We start from the raw sequence: 20,478 nt of genomic DNA, 5'->3' as shown, positions 1-20,478 counted from the left end.
GCGATTGCGGTCAACCGCGACCTCGGACGCCGCGGGGGCGGCCGATTCCACAGGCGTCCACAGCCGTCCACAGGCCAAGCCGCTGCCGCCACGCGCGATTCCGGGACCCCGCGGAAACCGTTTGTGCATGTTCCTGTTATGTTCCTATCGTCCAGCATGACCGGAGCCGATGGAGATGGGGCTGGACCCTGCCGACGAGACCGAGGCGGCGAGCGCGCGGGGCGATCCCCGGGCCCGGCTGGCGGTCCTGCGGGCGCGCCTCGCGCCGCCGGATCGCGGCCGGGATCCGGCCCCGGTCCTGCCGTTGGGCGTTCCGGATCTCGACGCGCACCTGCCCGGCGGCGGTCTCGCCCTCGGGCCGCCCCACGAGATCGCGCCGGCCGAGCCCGCGGACGCGATCGCGGCCCTGGGCTTCGCCCTGGCGCTCTGCGCCCGCCAGCTCGCCCGGGAGCCGGGGGAAGCGCTGATCGCCGCCGCGCCCGGCGAGCCCCTGCCCTACGGGCACGGCCTCGCCGGCCTCGGCCTCGACCCCGGCCGCCTGCTGCTGCTGGAAGCCGGCAGCGACGCGGAGGTGTTCCGTGCCCTGGAGGCGGCCCTGCACGCGCGGGCGCTCACGGCCCTGATCGGCCTCCTGCGGGACGGGCTGCCGCTGAAGCCGGGCCGGCGCCTGCAGCTCGCCGCGGAAGGGCCGGCGCCGCCGCTGCTGCTGATCCTGCGGCCGGCGCCGGCCAGCCTGCCCAACGGGGCCGCCACGCGCTGGCGGATCGCCGCCGCCCCGGCGGCGCGGGACCGGTTCGGGACCCTGGACAGGCCGCGCTGGCGGGCGCGGCTCGAGCGCTGCCGCAACGGGCGGGGCGGCGACTGGCTTCTGGAGTGGGACCATGCCGCGCATCGTCTGCATCTGCCTGAGCCACTGGCCGGTGACGCGGCTGCGGCGGGCCGGTCTCGCGCCTGAGCGCGGCCCCCTCGCGGTGGCGGCCGAGGGGTCCGGCGGGCTGCGGCTCGTGGCCCTCGACCCGGAGGCCCGCGCCCTCGGCCTCCGGGTCGGCGAGCCCCTCGGCCGGGTCCGGGCGCGGATCGGCGTGCCGCTCCAGGTCTACCCGGCCGACCCGGAGGCCGACCGGGACGCCCTGCTGCGGCTCTGCCGCTGGGCGAGCGGCTACGCGCCCCACGTGGCCCCGTTCGGGCCGGGCGAGGCGGCGGACGGGCTCTACATCGACGTCGCCGGCGCGAGCCACCTGCGCGGCGGCGAGACGAACCTCGTCGCGGACCTGGCCGCCCGGCTCGCGCGGAGCCGCGTACCGGCGGGGATCGCGCTGGCCGACACGCCCGGCGCCGCCTTCGCGCTGGCGCGGCAGGGCGGGCCCGATCCGGTCGTGGTGCCGCCGGGCGGGGCCTCGGAGGCCCTGCGGGCCCTCCCGGTGGACGCCCTGCGCCTCGATCCCGGCACGGTCGCGGGCCTGAAGCGGCTCGGCCTGCGCCGGATCGGCGAACTCGACGCCCTGCCCCGGGGGCCCCTCGCCCGCCGCTTCGGCGCGGCGCTGCTGCTGCGGCTCGACCAGGCCCTGGGCCGCCGGCCCGAGCCGCTGGCGCCCCTGACGGAGGCGACCGCCTACGCCGCCGCCCGCGGATTCCTCGACCCGATCGGGCGGCAGTCGGACATCGTCCGGACCGCCCGGGACCTGATGGCGGAGACCGCGCCGCGGCTGGAGCGGGACGGGCTCGGCGCCTGCGCCCTGCGCCTCGGCCTGCACCGGGTCGACGGCGCCCTGCGGGTGATCGATCTCGGCCTGTCCCGGCCCGAGCGCGATCCTGAGCGGGTCGCGGCCCTCGTCGCCCTGCGCCTCGACCGGCTGGGCCCCGCCCTCGACGCCGGCTTCGGCTTCGAGACGGTGGCGCTCGCCGTGACGGTGACCGGCCCCATGCCGGCCCGCCAGACGGATCTCGGCGCGGCGGCCCCGGGCGACGGGATCGGGTTCCTGGCCGACGCCCTGGCGCAGCGCCTCGGGCGGGCGCTCCTGCGGCTCGAGCCGGGGGCGAGCCACCTGCCGGAGCGGGCCGACCGGGGCCGGGTCTGGGTTGCCGGAATGGGGCACGGACCGTCGACCGATCGAGGCGTCGGCCGGCCACGGGCGCCTCTCCCGCCCCCCGCTCCCGAACGGCAGAGTGGGCCGGATGCGCTCCTTCAGCGTCGGCGTTCAACCGTGATGGCTGAGCCTTCCGGCCCAGCGGCGGAAGAGGAGGCGCGCACCGGCGCGTCCCCCTGGCCCGACCACCTCCCGCCCCGCCCCCTGGTGATCTTCCCCCGCGGCGAGGCCGCCCTCGACGTGCTCTCGACCGTCCCGGAAGGGCCGCCCCGGCGCTTCCGCTGGCGCGCCCGGATCCACCGCGTCGCCCATGCCGAGGGGCCGGAGCGGATCGCCGCCGAATGGTGGCGCGCGCCCGGCGCGGATCGCGATTACTACCGCATCGAGTGCGAGGCCGGGCACCGGCTCTGGCTCTACCGCGACGGCCCGCACGCCCCCGATCGCCCGGCCGCGTGGTACGTCCACGGGCTCTTCGCGTGAGCGGCCGCGCCTACGCCGAGCTCGCCGTCACCACGAACTTCTCCTTCCTGCACGGCGCCTCCCATCCGCAGGACTTCGTCGTGCAGGCGGCGTCCTACGGCCTCGCGGCCATCGGCATCGCCGACCGCAACACCGTGGCCGGCGTGGTCCGGGCGCACGCGGCGGCGCTGGCGCTCGACCAGGAAGGCACACCGATCCGGATCCTGCCGGGGGTGCGCCTCGTCACCGAGGAGGGGTTCGAGGCCGTCACCTACCCGATGGACCGGGGCGCCTGGGGGCGCCTCTGCCGGCTGCTCACCCTGGGCAACCGGCGCGTCCGCAAGGGCGCGTGCCGCTTCTCCTTCGCCGAGATGGTGGAGGCCGCCGAGGGGCAGATGTTCATCGCGATGCCGCCGGCCCGGCGCCTGCCGGAGGGGTTCCGGGCGCGGCTGGAGGCGCTGGCCGCCGCCGCCCCGGGCCGGACCTTCCTGGGGGCGAGCCACACGCGCCGCGGCGACGAGCGGCGGCGCCTCGGGCTGCTCGCCGAGCTGGGCGCGGCCTCCGGTGCCCCGATGGTCGCGGTCTCGGACGCGCTCTACCACCATCCCGAGCGACGCCCGCTGCAGGACGTGGTCACCTGCATCCGCCAAGGCTGCCGGATCGAGGACGCCGGCTACCGGCTGGAGGCCAATGCCGAGCGCCACCTGAAGCCCGCCGCCGAGATGGCGCGGCTGTTCGCCGACCACCCGGAGGCGCTCGCCCGCACCGTCGAGATCGCGCAGGCCTGCGAGTTCAGCCTGTCGCAGCTGCACTACGAGTACCCGGACGAGCCGGTGCCCCCCGGGCGCACGCCGCAGGAATACCTGGAGGAGAAGACCTGGGAACGGGCGCGCTGGCGCTACGGCGGCGAGGTCCCGGACGGCGTCGCGGCGACGCTCCGCGAGGAGCTGCGGCTCATCGCCAAGATGAAATACGCCCGCTACTTCCTGACCCTGTTCGACGTGGTCGAGTTCGCCCGCGGCCGGGGCATCCTGTGCCAGGGCCGCGGCTCGGCGGCCAATTCCGCCGTGTGCTTCTGCCTCGGCATCACCGCGGTGGACCCGTCGAAGCACCGGCTGCTCTTCGCCCGCTTCATCTCGGAGAACCGCGGCGAGCCGCCCGACATCGACGTCGACTTCGAGCACGAGCGCCGCGAGGAGGTGATCCAGCACCTCTACGCCCGCTACGGCCGGGAGCGGGCCGCCCTCTGCGCCACGGTGATCCACTACCGGCCCCGCATGGCGATCCGCGAGGTCGGCAAGGTCCTGGGCCTGACCGAGGACGTGACCGCGGCGATCGCCGACACGGTCTGGGGCTCCTGGGGCACCGGCATGCCGGACCAGCACGTGCGCGAGGCCGGGCTCGACCCGGAGAACCCGGCGATCCGGCAGGCGCTCGACCTCGCCCACCAGCTGATCGGCTTCCCCCGCCACCTGTCGCAGCATGTCGGCGGCTTCGTGCTGACCCGCGGCCGCCTCGACGAGACCGTGCCGGTGGGCAACGGCGCCATGGCGGACCGCACCTTCATCGAGTGGGACAAGGACGACATCGACGCGATCGGCCTGATGAAGGTCGACGTGCTGGCGCTCGGCATGCTGACCTGCCTCAAGCGCGGCCTCGATTTCCTGGAGAAGGATCACGGCACCTTCTACGAGACGCTGGCCGACCTGCCGCAGGACGATCCCGCGACCTACGCGATGCTGACGAAGGCCGATTCCGTCGGCGTGTTCCAGGTCGAGAGCCGGGCGCAGATGTCGATGCTGCCGCGCCTGAAGCCCAGGGAGTTCTACGACCTCGTGGTGCAGGTCGCGATCGTGCGCCCCGGCCCGATCCAGGGCGACATGGTCCATCCCTACCTGCGGCGGCGCTCCGGGATCGACCCGGTCGAGTACCCCGCGCCGCACCCGGATCACGGCCCGGCGGACGAGCTGAAGGAGGTCCTGCAGAAGACCTACGGGGTGCCGCTGTTCCAGGAGCACGCCATGCAGATCGCCATCACGGCGGCGGGCTTCACCCCGGCCGAGGCCGACGGGCTGCGCCGGGCGATGGCGACCTTCCGCCACGTCGGGTCGATCGGCGGCTTCGCGGACAAGTTCGTGGGCGGCATGACCCGCCGGGGCTACCCGCAGGACTTCGCCGAGCGCTGCTTCGCGCAGATCCGGGGCTTCTCGACCTACGGCTTCCCGGAGAGCCACGCGGCGAGCTTCGCGCTCCTGGTCTACGCCTCGGCCTGGATGAAGTGCCGGCACCCCGACGTCTTCCTGGCCGCGATCCTCAACGCCCAGCCGATGGGCTTCTACCAGCCGGCCCAGCTGGTGCGCGACGCCCGGGCCCACGGGGTCGAGGTCCGGGGCGTCTGCGTCAACGCCAGCGACTGGGACTGCACCCTGGAGCCGGCCGGGGATCCGGCGCTGCACGCCGTGCGGATCGGTCTGCGCGTCGTGCGCGGCCTGCCCGAGGCCGCGATGCGCCGGCTCGTGCGGCTGCGGGCCAACGGCTACGCCAGCATCGAGGGCCTGCAGGCGTCCCTCGCCCTGCCCCGCAACGCCCTGGAGCGGCTGGCGGAGGCGGACGCGTTCCGCTCGCTCGGCCTCGACCGGCGCGCCGCCCTGTGGATGGTCCGCACCCTGGAAGGGACGTCATCCCGCAAGGCCGCCAAGGCCGATGCGAGCGAGCGCCGCGCCCATCTCCTCGACGCACCCCTGCCGCTCTTCGCGTGGCACGCCGATGACGGCCTGTTCCGGCACGAGCCGGCGGTGGACCTTCAGCCCCTGGCCCCGTCCGAGACCGTGGCCGAGGATTACGCCGCCACCGGCCTGTCGCTCCAGGGGCACCCGGTCGCGTTCTTCCGGGGGCGGCTCGCCCGGATCGGCGCGATCCCGGCCCGGGCCCATCTCGATCCGGCGCTGCCCCAGGGGGCGCGGGTCACGGTGGCGGGGCTCGTGCTGATCCGCCAGCGGCCCGGCACCGCCAAGGGCGTGGTCTTCCTGACGCTGGAGGACGAGACCGGTATCGCCAACGTGATCGTCTGGAAGACCGTGTTCGAGGCGAACCGCCGGATCGCCATGCAGGCGCGGTTCCTCGCCGTGCGCGGCCGGATCCAGCGGGCGGACGGGGTGGTCCACCTCGTGGCGGAGGGGTTTCGCGACCTCACCGCCGCCCTGCGCGATCTGCGCGAGGCCGGCCTGAAGCTGCCGCCCGAGAACACGGATTTCGGCGTGCCCCCGGACCGGCGCGTGTTCCCCAGCCGGGATTTCCACTGAGGCCGGCACTTCGACCGGCCCTCGACCAGCCCCTCGACAGGCCCCGCGCCGCGCGTAGAGTGCGGCGATGTCGAGCTTCGCCGTCCCGCGCCTCCTCCTCGCCGCCTGCGCGGCCCTGCCCCTCCTGGCGGAGGCCGCCCGGGCCGACAGCTGCGACGACCTCACCCGCCAGATCGCCGACGCGATCGGCGGCCGGGTCGGCAAGCGCGCCGGCCCCAGCATCGACATCCGCGTGGCCGGCCCGATCAAGTTCGACGTGACCTGCCGGGCCGAGCCGATCGTGCAGGCGACCTCCGCCGAGCCGAGTCCCTCGGCGACCTTCTTCCGCGACCTGTCGGTGGCCTCCGAGATCCTCGTCGGCCAACCGGCCGCGACCGTCGAGCCGATCATCGCCACCGCCTACCGGACCGCGCTGGCGGAGCGGCGCAAGTCGTTCATCCAGCAGAACGGCTGGTCGGCGTCCTGCTACACCGACCCGGGCAGCAGCGCGATGCGGACCCTCTGCTCGGTGGGGCGCATCCCGCCGGGCTGAGGCGGACCTGAGCCGGCAGGATGCGCGACGCGAGCCCGCTCAGTACTCGATCACGCCGTCGAGCGCGTAGTGCTTCACGGTCTTCCGGTTGGCGATCAGCTCGTCGACCGTGGGCTCGCCCTTGAGGGCGCGGGCGATGGCGAGTTTCGTGGCCTCGTAGTTGGTCCGGTAGAGGTCCTTCTGGTCGAGGTTGTCGTCCTCGGCGCAGCGCTGATCGAGCCAGATCATGATGATCATGCACAGCTCGTCGAGCCCGTCCTTCGGCAGGATGCCCTCGATGATGCAGTCCACGATCGCGTCGCCGGTGGCGGCCTGGACCACGCCGCCGAGGAGCTCGGCATACTCGGCCGTGTGGATCGTGACCTTGGTGGTCATCATCGTGGCCGGGCGCACGAGCTGGTTGAGGTCGCGCACCACGAACATCCGCGTGTGGCCCTGGACCTGCCCCATCATCGACGCGAAGGCCTGACCGACCGGGCCGCGCACCGAGCCGATCAGCACCTCCGGCATGGCGTCGGTGTACTGGCCCTCGGCCGCCAGCACCGTGGCCTCGCCCGTGCGGAACCAGATCTCTTGCATGTTCGAACTCCACCTGATCGGAGCCCGCGGGAGACATCATCGGCGGCCTCGCGTCAATCGCCCCGAGGCCGGCCCCCATCCCGGCCGCCCCTGCCCTCGCCCGCGCCGCGGCGCGGGCGCAGCCCCGTGCCGCCCCGTATCGCCGCGATGCGGCCGCCGGCATCCGCGACGGCGCGCATCTCCACCCCTGCGCGGCCTGTGGCCTTGAGGAACGCGGACAGGCGAGGCAGGGAAGATCGGAGCGCGGCTCCGGGAGCGGTCCCGGGCCTGGCCGTTCCGGTGGGCGCGCGGCGCCGTGCCGGGCATGCGGGAGGAACACGATGGCGGAGAGCACGGATCGGGGCTCCGGCTGGAGCCTTCAGGCGAGCGCCGTGCCCGACGGGGTGCGCCTGGAACTCGCCCTCGCCGACCTCGGCGGTGCGCCGGTCACCGCCGCGATCGTGCTCGACCGGACGGAGGCCCGGGCCTTCGCCCGCGCCCTGCTGGCCGCCGCCGGCGACGCCGCGGAGCGGACCTTCCCGAAGCCGGGCGCCTGAGGACGCGCCGCCGGCCGGTCAGCGCACGCCGAGGCCCGGATTGCGGCCCGGCAGGCGGGGGACCACGGTGCCGCGCTTCTCGATCGGCGCGTCGCAGGCGTAGGCGAACTCGGTCTTCAGCGGATCGAACACGGTCTCGCCGGTGATCCGGCAATCCTCGCGCACGGTCTCGTCGAGATAGGCCCGGGCGGCGGTGCGGAAGCGCTTCACCCGGGTGGCGCCCGGCTCCGGATCGATCCGGACCTCGCTCAGGTTGCAGCCGGTATACTCGCGCAGGGCGTTGGACACGATCAGCATCCGGCGCAGCTGCCGGTTGTCGTAGACCTCGTAGGGCTCCTTGCAGCCGATCGTGACGACCTGGGGAGTGAGCGCCACGTAGTTCCGCGAGATGTAGGAGAATCCGGTGGTGCAGCCGGCGAGGCCGAGGGCGGCGAGGCCGAGGGGCAGCAGAGCTGCGGGTCGTCGCATCCTCGTCATTCCAAGAGGGTCCCAGCCCGCACCCCGGGTCCGCCGCCTTCCCGGCGGGGCGCCGCGATGCATTGAAACGGCTCCGCTTGCGCCGTCAATGCGTTTCTCGACCTTCTCCCGCGGGCGCGCCCGCGGCGCGCCGGGCCGAGCGGTGCCACTCTTGCGGAACACTTGCGGAACGTTTAACCTGTTCGTGATTTGTTTCGGAGACCGTCACGTGGCGGTCCGCCAAGCCGCGAGTCCCCCGTCGATGCTCACGCGCAAGCAGCTGGACCTCCTGCGATTCATCCAGAGCCGGATGCAGGAATGCGGTGTCCCGCCGTCGTTCGACGAGATGAAGGATGCCCTCGATCTCAAGTCGAAATCCGGCATCCACCGGCTGATCACGGCACTTGAGGAGCGCGGCTTCCTCCGGCGCCTCCCGAATCGGGCGCGCGCCATCGAGGTGATCCGGATCCCCGAGAGCCTGACCCAGGCCGCTCCGCCGACTCAGGCTCCCGCCGAGCCGCGCCGCTTCACGCCGAGCGTGGTCGAGGGCGGTAAGTCCAAGCAGCCGCCGGCCCCGGCGAGCACGCGGATGATCGACGAGTCCGGCCGCGCCATCTCGATCCCGGTCATGGGCCGGATCGCGGCCGGTACGCCCGTCTCGGCGATCCAGAACCAGAGCCACGCCATCACCCTGTCGCCGGACTTCGTGGCCGGCGGCGAGCATTACGCCCTCGAGGTGCGCGGCGACTCGATGGTCGAGGCGGGCATCCTGGACGGCGACCTCGTGGTCATCCGCAAGCAGGAGACGGCCAATACCGGCGACATCATCGTGGCGCTGATCGACGACGAGGAGGCGACGCTCAAGCGCCTTCGCCGCCGCGGCTCGTCGATCGCCCTCGAGGCCGCCAACCCGGCCTACGAGACCCGCGTGCTCGGGCCCGACCGGGTCCGGATCCAGGGCCGCCTCGTGAGCCTCGTCCGCCGCTACTGAAGCGGCTCGGCTGGCGCGTCGCCGGGGGCGAGGTCTCCGCCCGGCGCGGCGTCGGCCTCCGGCGTCGCGGCGACCCCGTCCTCCGCGGGGCGGTCGCCCGGCTCCGCGGTGACCGGCCGCGGCGGTCCCGGCCCGCGCCCTGCGGCCGGCCGCCAGGGCACGGCGCGGCCGTCGTCCCGGGCGTAGCGCGCGGCGAAGCCGTCGCCGTCGGTCCGGAGGGCCACGGCCCCGCGGGCGGCGAGGACGCGCCGGTCGATCACCAGCGGCCCCGTGCAGGTGGGCGGCGCCGCGAGGCCCGTGATCAGCACCGCGGCGCGGGCGCAATCCTCCGGGAAGGCCCGCCTGTCCCGGACCAGGGCGACCGCCCGCCCGTCCGGCAGACGGGCGGTGCAGCCGAGCCGGTCGCAGCGCCCGCTGCCCGACCGGACGATCAGCGCCGCGGGCCGCCGCCCGTCGCCGTCCGCCTTCAGCCACTGCTCGAGGACGAAGCCCGAAGGGCTGCCGAGGGCCGCGAGCCGCCCGTCCGGGCCCCGCACCGCGGCCCCCGCGCCCTGCCGGTCGACGTAGAGGTCGTAGTGGTCGGGCCGGGCCGCGAGGACGAGCCCGAGCAGGACCGGCGGCACGGCGAGCCAGCGCAGGCGCGAGGCCGGCAGCGTCCCCAGCAGCAGGCCGGCGGTCAGCAGGGCCAGCGCCCCGGCGCCGAAGGCCGGCAGCACCAGGACCGCCCGCTCGAACCCGGCGATCCAGTCCGAGATCGCCAGCATCCCGGCCACCGCCTGCCCCATCAGCCACCAGACCGGCCGGTCGAGGGCGAAGGGATAGGCGAGGCAGCCGATTACCGCGGCCGGCATCACCACCAGGGAGACGAGCGGCAGGGTCAGGGCGTTGCCGACGAGGCCGAAGGGCTGGACCGTCTGGAAGTGGTAGGTGGCGAAGGGGGCCGTCGCGACCTGCGCCACCAGGGTCGTGGCCAGGGTCCCGGTGATCGCCGACAGGCCGGTCCCGACGAGCCGCCCGATCCGCCCGGCCCCCGGGCGCACGAGCAGCCGCCCGTCGATCAGCCGCGCGCAGGCGATCAGCCCGGCCACGGCGCCGAAGGACATCTGGAAGCTCGGGCCGAGCAGGCCCTCCGGCTCCCGGGCGAGCGCGATCAGCGCCGCGAGGGCGAGGTTGCGCATCGACAGGGCCGGCCGGTCCACCAGGATCGCGCCGAGCATGATCAGGGTCATGATCAGCGAGCGCTCGGCCGCGATGTCCCAGCCCGAGAAGGCGCAGTAGGCGGTGACGCCGACCATGGCGAAGCCGGCCGCGATCTTCTTGATCGGCCAGAGGAGCGCGCAGAGCGGCACCGCGGCGAGGAGCGCCCGCACCAGCCAGAACACCACGCCGGCGGCCAGCACCATGTGGAGGCCCGAGATCGACACCACGTGGTAGATGCCGGCGGCGCGGAGCGCGTCGTTGGTGGCCGGCCCGATGAGGCCGCGCTTGCCCGTCACCAGGGCCGCCGCCACCGCACCCGCCTGGCCGCCGGCGGCCTCCGCGATCCGGCGCGTGAGCCCGTTGCGCGCCGCGTCGAGCGCAGCGGCGAGCCGCAGGCCCAGCGGCGGCGACCCGGACGGTTCCCGGACGGTGACGGTGCCGATCAGCGAGCCCACCGCGCCGATCCCCTGGAAATAGGCGTCCCGGGCGAAGTCGTAGCCGCCGGGCCGGGCCGCCTCCGGGGGCGGCAGCAGCCGGGCCGTGGCGGCGACGCCGTCCCCGGGACGCGGGATCGGCGTCTTCCGGAACGAGACCCGGACCCGGGCGGGCCGCGCCTCCGGCGCGAGGCCGGCGAAGCTCTCCACCCGGATCACCAGCCGGGCGCCGACCTCGCGCTCGTCCAGGGCCTCGACCGTTCCGACGAGCGGGCCGATCGTGGTGCGGGTGAGGATCGGTGCGGCGACCTGCGAGACCCGCCAGGTCGCCGCCGCGAAGCCGAGGAACGCGGCCGCCACCGCGAGCGCCGCCGCCAGGGCCGCCGGCCGCGCGCCGAGGACGGGGACCGGCGCCAGCGCGAGGGCGGCCGCGATCAGGGGGGCGGCGAGGCTCGGCGCGCCGTCGGCCGCCGCGAAGTAGACCAGGATCCCGCCGCCGAAGGCCACCGCCAGCCAGGGGAACAGCCGGCGCTGCTCGGCCTCGCGGGCGAGGCCGGCGACGACCCAGTCGCGGAGCGCCGGGAGGGCGGCCAGGAGGGCGGCGGGAAGGGCTCGGGCGCGCGGGCCGATCAGCGCGACCGCGCCGTCCGCCCGCCTCGCGCCGATCCGCCGCATCGCCGCCGCCCCGCTCCGCGCGACCTGTCGTCGGGGCCGGGCGATTCTGCGGGCGATTCTGCGGGCGATTCTTAACGCATCCGCCGGCCCGTGCTACAGCGGGTTCTTCGTGCTACGGGCGCCCTGTCGAGCCCCTCGCCGCTCCGCCGCCCCTTCGCCGTCCGTCGCGCCCCGTCCGCGACCAGCCCCGGAACATACCGGACCGATGTCCTCAGCCGTCGTCACGCGCTTCGCCCCCTCGCCCACGGGTTACCTGCATATCGGCGGGGCCCGCACGGCCTTGTTCAACTGGCTCTACGCCCGCCACACCGGCGGCAAGATGCTGCTGCGCATCGAGGACACCGACCGCGAGCGCTCCACCAAGGGGGCGATCGACGCGATCCTCGACGGCCTCTCCTGGCTCGGCCTCGACTGGGACGGCGACGTGGTCTTCCAGTTCGCCCGCGCCGAGCGCCACCGCGCGGTCGCCGAGGAGCTTCTGGCCGCGGGCCGCGCCTATCACTGCTACGCCACCGCCGAGGAGCTCACGCAGATGCGCGAGACCGCCCGCGCGGAGGGGCGCGCCCCGCGCTACGACGGCCGCTGGCGCGACCGCGACCCGTCCGAGGCCCCCGCCGGGGTCAAGCCGGTGATCCGCCTGCGCGCCCCGACCGAGGGCGAGACCGTGGTCGAGGACGCCGTCCAGGGCCGCGTGACCTGGGCCAACAAGGACCTCGACGACCTCGTCCTGCTGCGCTCGGACGGGACGCCGACCTACATGCTCGCCGTCGTGGTCGACGACCACGACATGGGCGTCACGCAGATCATCCGCGGCGACGACCACCTCACCAACGCGGCGCGCCAGAGCCAGATCTTCTCGGCCCTCGGCTGGGACATCCCGAGGATGGCGCATATTCCGCTGATCCACGGAGCGGACGGGGCCAAGCTCTCGAAGCGCCACGGCGCGCTCGGCGTCGAGGCCTACCGCGATCTCGGCTACCTGCCGGCGGCCCTGCGCAACTACCTCGTGCGGCTCGGCTGGAGCCACGGCGACCAGGAGGTCTTCTCCACCGACGAGATGGTCGCGGCCTTCGACCTCGGCGCGGTCGGACGCTCCGCGGCGCGGTTCGACTTCGCCAAGCTCGCCAACCTCAACGGCCTCTACATCCGCACCAGCGCCGATTCCGACCTCGTCGCGGCGATCGAGACCATCCTGCCCAACGTCGGGCCGGAGCGCGGCCTGTCTGCGCCGCTGCGGCCCGATCTCAAGGACAAGCTCGTCCAGGCCATGCCGGGCCTGAAGGAGCGGGCCAAGACGCTGATCGAGCTCCTCGACAGCGCCTACTACCTCTACGCCCAGCGGCCCCTGGCGCTCGACGACAAGGCCCGCGCCCTGCTCTCCGACGAGGGGCGCGGCCGCCTCGCCGGGGTGCGGCCGGTGCTCGAAGCGCTGCCCGACTGGAGCGCGACCTCCACCGAGGGCGCGGTGCGGCAGTACGCGGAATCGGCCGGCTGCAAGCTCGGGCAGGTCGCCCAGCCCCTGCGCGCGGCGCTCACCGGCCGCACCACCTCCCCGCCCCTGTTCGACGTGATGGCGGTGCTCGGCCGGGAGGAAAGCCTGGCGCGCCTCGGGGATCAGGCGCCGCAGGGCTGAGACCGGGCTGAGGGCAGGGACGAGGCGGGGACGAGGCGGCGCTGGGACCGCCGCGCGCGGACCGGGAGCGGACAGGGAACTGCCGGCCCCGACCCGGATTGCGTTGGGTGGAAATCGGTTGGCGGAATTCGCTTGGCGACGGGGGCGGGTTGTCACCGACCCCGTTGCTGCTGCACTGCCGTTTGGGTAACCCATGGCTGTGAGCACCCGCAGCATAATGCGTGTGCTCAGGCCCCCGGGACCGACTCGGGCAGCCCGAGGCCGGCATCCGCCACGTCGCCAGAGAAGGGTCCACGATCCATGAGCGCACCCAGCACCATCACCGTGGACGGCAAGTCGATCGAACTGCCGGTGAAAACCGGCACGATCGGGCCGGACGTGATCGATATCGGCAAGCTCTACGCCCAGACCGGCGCCTTCACCTTCGACCCGGGCTTCACCTCGACGGCCTCGTGCGAGTCGAAGATTACCTACATCGACGGTGACGAGGGCGTGCTGCTCTACCGCGGCTACCCGATCGAGCAGCTCGCCGAGAAGGGCGACTTCCTCGAGACCTGCTACCTGATGCTGTTCGGCGCCCTGCCGACCGCCGCCCAGCGGGCCGATTTCGAGTACCGGGTCACGCGCCACACCATGGTGCACGACCAGATGAACCGGTTCTTCACCGGCTTCCGCCGCGACGCGCACCCGATGGCCGTCATGGTCGCCTCGGTGGGCGCCCTCTCGGCCTTCTACCACGATTCCACCGACATCACGGACGAGAGCCAGCGGCTGATCGCGTCGATCCGCATGATCGCCAAGATGCCGACGCTCGCCGCGATGGCCTACAAGTACTCGATCGGCCAGCCCTTCGTGTACCCGAAGAACGACCTCGACTATACGTCGAACTTCCTGCGCATGTGTTACGCGGTGCCGTGCGAGGAGTACGAAGTGAACCCGGTCTTCGCCCGGGCACTCGACAAGATCTTCATCCTGCACGCCGACCACGAGCAGAACGCCTCGACCTCGACGGTGCGGCTCGCCGGCTCCTCGGGCGCCAACCCCTTCGCCTGCATCGCGGCCGGCATCGCCTGCCTGTGGGGCCCGGCCCATGGCGGCGCCAACGAGGCGGCCCTCAAGATGCTGATGGAGATCGGCACCCCCGAGAATGTCAGCAAGTACGTCGCCAAGGCCAAGGACAAGAACGACCCGTTCCGCCTGATGGGCTTCGGCCACCGCGTCTACAAGAACTACGACCCGCGCGCGCGGATCATGCAGAACACCACGCACCAGGTGCTCAAGGAGCTCGGCAAGACCGACGACCCGCTGCTCCACGTCGCCATGGAGCTGGAGCAGATCGCGCTCAAGGACGAGTACTTCATCGAGAAGAAGCTCTACCCGAACATCGACTTCTACTCGGGCATCACCCTCAAGGCGATGGGCTTCCCCACCGACATGTTCACGGTGCTGTTCGCGGTGGCCCGCACCGTCGGCTGGATCGCCCAGTGGGCCGAGATGATCGAGGACCCGTCGCAGAAGATCGGCCGTCCGCGCCAGCTCTACGTCGGTCCGGCCCAGCGCGACTACGTGGCCGTGGACCAGCGCGGCTGAGGCTGGACCACCTGCCCCGGGAAGCGTCGAGCGGGGCGGCCGAGAGGCCGCCCTTCGCGTTCGCGGAGGTGATCGAACGCCGCCTGCCCGTCCGGCCGCCCTACGACTGGCCGGCGATCCGCGCGTTCCTCGCCAAGCGGGCGATCCCGGGCGTCGAGGCGACGGATCCCGCGGCGGCCTACGCGCGCACGATCAGCGTCGCGGGGCGGCACGGGCTCCTGACGGTGGCACCGGGCGCGGATTGCCTGCACGTCGCGCTGCGCGGCGTCGAGGCCGGGCACGAAGAGGCCGTCGCGGGACGTCTGCGCCGCCTGTTCGACTGCGACGCCGATCCGGCCGCCGTCGCGGCCTGCCTCGGCGGGGACCCGGTCCTGGCCCCGCTCGTCGCGGCGCGGCCGGGTCTGCGCCTGCCGGGGGCCTGGGACCCGTTCGAGACCGGCTGCCGGGCGATCCTCGGCCAGCAGGTCTCGGTGGCGGCCGCGATCGGGCTCGCGGGCAGGCTGGTGGCGGCGTTCGGGACGCCGCTGGCGGAGCCGGCAGGCGGTCTGACCCACGTGTTTCCCGCGCCGACCGATCTGGTCGAGGCGGATGTCGCGCTGGCGCTCAACATGCCGCGGGCCCGCGGCGCGGCGATCCGGGCGCTGGCCGCGGCGGCGCTGGCCGATCCGGACCTGTTCGCCCCGGCGGAGTCGCCCGAGGCTGCGGTGCTGCGCTTCACGGCGATCCGCGGGATCGGTCCCTGGACGGCGCAGTACATCGCCATGCGGGCGCTCAAGCTGCCGGACGCCCTGCCGGTGGGCGATGTCGGGCTGCTGCGGGCGCTGGAGGGGGCCACCGGGCGTCCGAGCCCGGCGGCGCTCCTGGCCCGGGCCGAGGCGTGGCGGCCGTATCGCGCCTACGCGGCGCAGCACCTCTGGGCGGCGGACGAAGCGTCCGCGACGGGGCGATGAGGCGACCGAGAGGTTCATGTTCCGCATCGCCGATATCGGCTAAGCTTGCGGCCGGCCGGGGGGCTCAGGTTCGATGTCGGAAGCGGATAGCGAAGCGCGCGACACGCTTGTTGCGAACGAGCGGATCAAGTTCACGGCCACCTACGCCAACGGCCTCGCGGTCGCGATCTTCGCCGTCGGCGGTTTCGCGCCGTTCATCTCGACTGCCCTGTCGGATCGTCCGCACTTCGCGCCCGTGCTCATCGCCATGGTGGTTTGCTGGATCATGAGTGGCGCCATACATTGGGCTGTGAGGCGCCCATTGCGGAACCTTCGCCCATGACGACAGCTCAGCTTCTTCTCCTGCTCGCGGTTCCGATCGGCGGCGGCGTGCTAGCCTTCGGTGCGCTCTGGCTCGCCCAGCGGGCGCATTGAGGACTGGGCCTCCGCACCGCGGGAGCCGTTCCAGACACTCCCAATCGCGCCCGCATCTCGAGGGGCGGCGGAGCCGCCTCGAAGGCGGGCTCCAGGGATTGCGCGGCTGACCGGAGGTCTCCCCCGAGGCGACTCCTCTCCGGCATCTCAGGATGAGGTGGTGGGTCGGGAATCCTTCACCCTCCGCGGCTCCTCACCGTCCGAACCGCTCGAATTTCGGGAAGCTGCGCGCCATCATCAGCCCGACCTCGGCGCGGTGGCCGAGCCACTTCTCCAGCACCGACGCGTTCGCGAGCCGGCCCTCGGCCGAGCCGTCCTGCCAGGGCAGGCCGTCGGCGAGCTTGAACACGTGCGCGTCGAGCAGCGTCCCGCTGCGGCAGCGCTGCAGCCGGACCCCCTTGCCGCGGGCGAGCTCCGCCACCTCGGAGACCGGGAAGACCAGCAGCAGCTTCTCGGTGTTCACCACCGCCACGTGATCGCCGTCGGCCGGCACCAGCACGGCGGCCGTGGCGTCGCCGTCGAGGCCGAGCACGCTCTTGCCCTTGCGGGTGTTGGCCACGAGCGCGTCGGCGGGCGCCACGAAGCCGCGTCCGTCCGAGCCGGCGATCAGCAGCTTGGTCTCCGGCCGGTACGGCAGCGCCGCCACGATCTCGGTGCCGTCGTCGAGGTCGGCCATCAGCCGGACCGGGTCGCCGAAGCCGCGGCCGCCCGGCAGCTTCGAGGCCTCGAGCGTGAACACCTTGCCGTTGGTGGCGAGCAGCAGGATCTTCTGGGTCGTCTCGGTCGGGAAGGCGATCTTCAGGGTGTCGTCGCCCTTGAACGCGACGCCCGAGAGATCGGCGACGTGGCCCTTGAGCGCCCGGATCCAGCCCTTGGTCGAGACGATCACGGTGATCGGCTCGCGCTCGACCAGGGCCGCCGTGAAGTCGATGCCGCCGACATCGGGCGGGCTCGCCAGCGTCGTGCGGCGCTTGCCGAGCTTGGTCTCAGGCCCGAAGGTCTTCTTCACCGCGCGGATCTGCGCCTGGATCGCCTTCCACTGCGCCGGCTCGGAGGCGAGCAGCGCGTCGATCTCGGCCTTCTCGGCGGTCAGCGCCTCGAACTCGCGCTTCAGCTCCATCTCCTCCAGCTTGCGCAGGGAGCGCAGCCGGGTGTCGAGGATGGCGTTGGCCTGGAGCTCGGTCAGCTCGAACCGGGCCATGAGGGCGGCCTTCGGCTCGTCCTCCTCGCGGATGATGCGGATCACCTCGTCGAGGTCGAGGTAGACGATGAGCAGGCCGCCCAGGATCTCCAGGCGGCGGTCGATCTGGCCGAGGCGGTAGCGCGAGCGGCGCTGCAGCACCACGCGGCGGTGGTCGACCCACTCGCGCAGGCACTCGGCGAGCCCGATCACCTTCGGCACGAGGCCGCCGACCAGGACGTTGAGGTTGAGCGGGATGCGGGTCTCGAGTTCCGTGAGCCGGAACAGCGATTCCATCAGGATCACCGGGTCGACCGTGCGCGAGCGCGGCTCCAGCACCACGCGCACGTCCTCGGCCGACTCGTCGCGCACGTCGGCCAGCAGCGGCAGCTTCTTCTCCTGCAGCAGCTCGGCCATCTTCTCGATCAGCCGGCTCTTCGGGATGCCGTAGGGAATCTCGGTGACGACGATGTTCCAGGTGCCGCGGCCGAGATCCTCCTTGGCCCAGCGGGCGCGGACCCGGAAGGCGCCCCGCCCGGTCCGGTAGGCCTCGGCGATCGACTCGGCCGAGTCGACGAGGATGCCGCCGGTCGGGAAGTCCGGCCCCTGGACGAACTTGGCGAGCTGCCCCGAGGTCGCCTCGGGATGGTTGATCAGGTAGAGCGCCGCGTCGCACAGCTCGGCGGCGTTGTGCGGCGGGATCGAGGTCGCCATGCCGACCGCGATGCCCTGGCTGCCGTTGGCGAGCAGGTTCGGGAAGGCCGCCGGCAGGACGATCGGCTCCTCCTTCTCGCCGTTGTAGGACGGGCGGAAGTCGACCGTGTCCTCGTCGATCCCGTCCAGCAGGAGGCGCGCGACCTCGGTGAGCCGCGCCTCGGTGTAGCGGTAGGCGGCGGGGCCATCGCCGTCGATGTTGCCGAAATTGCCCTGGCCGTCGACCAGGGGGTAGCGCTGGGCGAAGTCCTGGCTGAGCCGCACCAGGGCGTCGTAGATCGCCTGGTCGCCGTGGGGATGGAAGTCGCCCATCACGTCGCCGACGATCTTGGCGCACTTCTTGTGCGCGGTGGTCGGGTCGAGGCGCAGCAGCCGCATCCCGTACAGGATGCGCCGATGCACGGGCTTCAACCCGTCGCGGGCATCCGGAAGGGCCCGGTGCATGATCGTGGAGAGCGCGTAGGCGAGGTAGCGCTCCTCCAGCGCGGATTTCAGCTCGACGCTCTCGATCCCGTCGCCGGACGGCGGCTCGAAGGGCTGGCCCATGTCGGCTCCTCACTACAACGTCTTCACCGCGCGCCGTCATTCCGGGGCCGCGCAGCGGGGCCCGGAATCCAGAGCCGCCGACGTCCCGCGCGTGCGCGCGGACGGTGGTTCTGGATTCCGGGCGCGCCTTCGGCACCCGGAACGACGACGGGGTATCAAGAACAGAACACGAACATTACCCGGCCTCGCGGCCGAGCGCAACGAATCGCGCCCGCTCCTCGGGCGGCCCGAGGCCGCGGGGCCCCCAGACGTGCCGGTCGAGGAAGTATCCCGTCAAGGTAAACCCTTGGGCAACGCCGTCGGGACCCGGGGAACCGCCCGCGTGCAGGAAGGTCGGGAGCGCCAGGAGACGGTCCCGGTAGGGCTCGCCGGCCGAGGCGCTGACCGCCCGGCCGCTCTTCGGCGACACGTAGGCCAGGGCGTCGTTGCCGCCGGTGGCCGCGCAGGCGGTGAGGTCGAGGCCGAAGCCGAGTTCCGACAGGATCGCCAGCTCGAACCGCACCATCAGGGGCGGGGCGATGGCGGGGTCGTCGAGGTGCTCGACCAGGATCCCCGCCGCCGCGTAGAGCGCCGGATGCGGGTCGCGCTCGGGGAGGAGCCGCAGCAGCGCGGCCATGTGGTTCATGCCGTAGAGGGCGAGGCTCGACCCGATCAGCCGCGAGACCTGCGAGTCCAGGGGCTCGACCGCGTAGGCGCCGAGACCCTCGTCGAGGCGCGCCCGCCACGTCACGCGGACCCGGTTCCCGGCCTGCAGCACGGGCTGCATCCGGCGCGAGCGCCCACCGTGCACGAGGCCGAGATGGCGCCCGTGGGCCTCGGTCATGGCCTCGAGGATGACGCCGGTCTCCCCGTGCCGGCGCAGGCCGAGCACCAGGGCGTCGTCGGTCCACTGCATCGAACGTCGCGTCTTCGTGTGAGGGATCGGGTGAGAGGCGCGCTCCGCGCCTGTCTCTCATATAGGGGGCCGCGGCCGCCGGCGCTGCCCCGCGCGGTCCCAGCCTCGGGCAACCTTGGCCGGGTAGCGATGACCGATGCCGCTCCGCGCCGCCCTCGCCGCCCTGCTGGTCCTCCTCGCCGCCGGCGCGCAGGCCGCGCCGCGCGCACCGAAGCCCGCCGCCGAGCCCGCCGCCGAGGCCGACCCCTCCCCGGCCCTCCTCCGGCGGATCGCCGCCCTGGCGCTGAGGCAGGTCGATTTCGGCGCGGTCTCGCTGCTGCCGGTGCGGTTCGCGGGCAGCCGGATCGCCGGGCCGATCGCCGAGGGCGGCCGGGTGATCTACTGCGTGTCGGGCCGGATGTACGGCCGGACCTTCGGCAAGCCCGAGCGCCCGAGGGTGGCGCTGCGCTACGACAAAGACCGGCTCACGGTGCTCGACGACGACGAGGTCTGCACCGGACACCGCACCCGGCCCTTCCCCGAACTCGACGCGCTGGGCAACAAGCCGTGAGGCCCGGGCGTTGAGGGCCCATGCCCGCCGCGTCCGTCCGCACCCTCGACCTCAGCCTCGACCTGATCGCCCGCGCCCATTCCGTCCCGATCCCCGACGACCCGAGCGCGCTCGAGGTTCTGTCGGACGCCGAGTTGCGCCCGGGGCTCGACGCGATCGTCGCCGGGCGCGAGGGCAGCGACCTCTGGGTCTTCGCCTACGGCTCGCTGATGTGGAACCCGGAATTCCCGGTGGCCGAGCGCCGGATCGGGACGGTGCGTGGCTTCCACCGCCGCTTCTGCCTGCTCCAGCGGCGGTTCCGCGGCACGCCGGAACGGCCGGGCTTCGTCCTGGCGCTGGACCGCGGCGGCCTGTGCCGGGGTGTGGCCTTCCGCCTGCCCGGCATGGAGATCCGCGAGGCGCTGATGCCGGTCTGGCGCCGCGAGATGCGCGGCCGCGGCTACGTCGCCCGCTGGCTGCCGGTCGCCACCGAGGCCGGGACCGTCCCGGCCCTGACCTTCCTGGCGAACCGCGCCAGCGACCGCTACGCCGGACGCCTCTCGGATTCCGAGATCGCCGAGAAGATCGCCGCGGCCTGCGGCCACAAAGGGCCGAGCGCCGAGTACCTGTTCCGGACCGTGGAGGCCTGCGAGCGCCTCGGCATCCGCGACCGCCACCTCTGGAGCCTCCAGGCCCTCGTGGCCGCGCGCCTCAGGGCCTGCGCGCCCGGGGGGTGAGACCGTCTCCTGTCGAGCGCGTCGGTGCAGCCGTGCTCG

The 20,478-nt window shown here is 73.6% G+C and carries 17 protein-coding genes; 12 read left to right on the top strand and 5 right to left on the bottom strand.

The annotated features are described in order from the left end of the window. Positions 1–169: 169 nt before the first annotated feature. The 4 genes from BM419_RS06985 to BM419_RS06970 all read left to right on the top strand — a co-directional run bounded on the left by BM419_RS06985 (position 170) and on the right by BM419_RS06970 (position 6,380). Positions 170–955: an ImuA family protein gene (locus tag BM419_RS06985; RefSeq protein WP_091925859.1), complete on the top strand. Its 786-nt coding sequence runs from the start codon at positions 170–172 to the stop codon at positions 953–955. After that, entirely contained in the window at positions 882–2,567 is a 1,686-nt protein-coding gene (locus tag BM419_RS06980; protein WP_091925857.1) for a Y-family DNA polymerase, read from the top strand. Before BM419_RS06985 ends, BM419_RS06980 begins: the two co-directional genes overlap by 74 nt. Continuing rightward, entirely contained in the window at positions 2,564–5,848 is a 3,285-nt protein-coding gene (locus tag BM419_RS06975; RefSeq protein ID WP_091925855.1) for an error-prone DNA polymerase, read from the top strand. The genes BM419_RS06980 and BM419_RS06975 overlap by 4 nt, the downstream gene beginning before the upstream one ends. A 67-nt stretch (positions 5,849–5,915) precedes the next feature. Next, positions 5,916–6,380 carry a hypothetical protein gene (locus BM419_RS06970; RefSeq protein ID WP_056532603.1) on the top strand — a complete coding sequence of 155 codons (465 nt, stop codon included), beginning with the start codon at positions 5,916–5,918 and terminating at the stop codon, positions 6,378–6,380. A gap of 39 nt (positions 6,381–6,419) precedes the next feature. Here the strand turns inward: BM419_RS06970 and fae are convergent, their stop codons facing one another. Next, a complete protein-coding gene (fae, locus tag BM419_RS06965; protein ID WP_020092273.1) occupies positions 6,420–6,959 on the bottom strand; it encodes a formaldehyde-activating enzyme in 540 nt (179 codons plus the stop codon). Between the two features lie 320 nt (positions 6,960–7,279). Between fae and BM419_RS06960 the strand changes: the two genes are divergently transcribed. After that, positions 7,280–7,495, top strand: coding sequence for a hypothetical protein (locus BM419_RS06960; protein WP_020092272.1), 216 nt, complete (start codon positions 7,280–7,282; stop codon positions 7,493–7,495). 18 nt (positions 7,496–7,513) lie between these two features. Here BM419_RS06960 and BM419_RS06955 read toward each other — a convergent pair whose 3' ends face one another. Continuing rightward, positions 7,514–7,963 carry a hypothetical protein gene (locus BM419_RS06955; RefSeq protein WP_026604787.1) on the bottom strand — a complete coding sequence of 150 codons (450 nt, stop codon included), beginning with the start codon at positions 7,961–7,963 and terminating at the stop codon, positions 7,514–7,516. 250 nt (positions 7,964–8,213) lie between these two features. Between BM419_RS06955 and lexA the strand changes: the two genes are divergently transcribed. Then, a complete protein-coding gene (gene lexA / locus BM419_RS06950) occupies positions 8,214–8,942 on the top strand; it encodes a transcriptional repressor LexA (protein ID WP_091925854.1) in 729 nt (242 codons plus the stop codon). Here the strand turns inward: lexA and BM419_RS06945 are convergent. After that, positions 8,936–11,251, bottom strand: a complete 2,316-nt coding sequence (locus BM419_RS06945; protein WP_091925852.1) for a ComEC/Rec2 family competence protein — start codon at positions 11,249–11,251, stop codon at positions 8,936–8,938. The genes lexA and BM419_RS06945 overlap by 7 nt on opposite strands. A 205-nt stretch (positions 11,252–11,456) precedes the next feature. Between BM419_RS06945 and gltX the strand changes: the two genes are divergently transcribed. The 4 genes from gltX (at position 11,457) to BM419_RS06925 (ending at position 15,746) form a co-directional block, all read left to right on the top strand. Next, complete coding sequence (gltX, locus tag BM419_RS06940) at positions 11,457–12,884, top strand: glutamate--tRNA ligase (RefSeq protein WP_091680275.1); 1,428 nt, start codon at positions 11,457–11,459, stop codon at positions 12,882–12,884. Between the two features lie 300 nt (positions 12,885–13,184). Beyond that, a complete protein-coding gene (gltA, locus tag BM419_RS06935) occupies positions 13,185–14,474 on the top strand; it encodes a citrate synthase (protein ID WP_020092267.1) in 1,290 nt (429 codons plus the stop codon). 68 nt (positions 14,475–14,542) lie between these two features. Then, on the top strand, positions 14,543–15,424 hold the full coding sequence (locus tag BM419_RS06930; protein WP_091925850.1) for a DNA-3-methyladenine glycosylase family protein: 882 nt from the start codon (positions 14,543–14,545) through the stop codon (positions 15,422–15,424). 73 nt (positions 15,425–15,497) lie between these two features. Further along, on the top strand, positions 15,498–15,746 hold the full coding sequence (locus tag BM419_RS06925) for an amino acid transporter protein (RefSeq protein WP_091925848.1): 249 nt from the start codon (positions 15,498–15,500) through the stop codon (positions 15,744–15,746). A 285-nt stretch (positions 15,747–16,031) separates the two neighbouring features. Here BM419_RS06925 and parC read toward each other — a convergent pair whose 3' ends face one another. Both parC and recO read right to left on the bottom strand, forming a co-directional pair. Beyond that, entirely contained in the window at positions 16,032–18,278 is a 2,247-nt protein-coding gene (gene parC, locus BM419_RS06920; RefSeq protein WP_091925846.1) for a DNA topoisomerase IV subunit A, read from the bottom strand. Between the two features lie 175 nt (positions 18,279–18,453). Next, positions 18,454–19,173: a DNA repair protein RecO gene (recO, locus tag BM419_RS06915; RefSeq protein WP_020092262.1), complete on the bottom strand. Its 720-nt coding sequence runs from the start codon at positions 19,171–19,173 to the stop codon at positions 18,454–18,456. A gap of 136 nt (positions 19,174–19,309) precedes the next feature. On the opposite strand from recO, the gene BM419_RS06910 reads away from it, so the two are divergent. Together BM419_RS06910 and BM419_RS06905 are read left to right on the top strand one after the other, a co-directional pair. After that, on the top strand, positions 19,310–19,723 hold the full coding sequence (locus BM419_RS06910; RefSeq protein ID WP_091925844.1) for a hypothetical protein: 414 nt from the start codon (positions 19,310–19,312) through the stop codon (positions 19,721–19,723). Positions 19,724–19,743: 20 nt separating this feature from the next. Beyond that, entirely contained in the window at positions 19,744–20,439 is a 696-nt protein-coding gene (locus tag BM419_RS06905; RefSeq protein WP_020092260.1) for a gamma-glutamylcyclotransferase, read from the top strand. Positions 20,440–20,478 lie beyond the last annotated feature (39 nt).

Origin of the sequence: Methylobacterium sp. yr668 (assembly GCF_900116245.1) — a bacterium.
Taxonomy (GTDB): domain Bacteria; phylum Pseudomonadota; class Alphaproteobacteria; order Rhizobiales; family Beijerinckiaceae; genus Methylobacterium.
The sequence above is the reverse complement of the archived record's forward strand: the minus strand, read 5'-3'. Positions and strand labels throughout refer to the sequence as shown.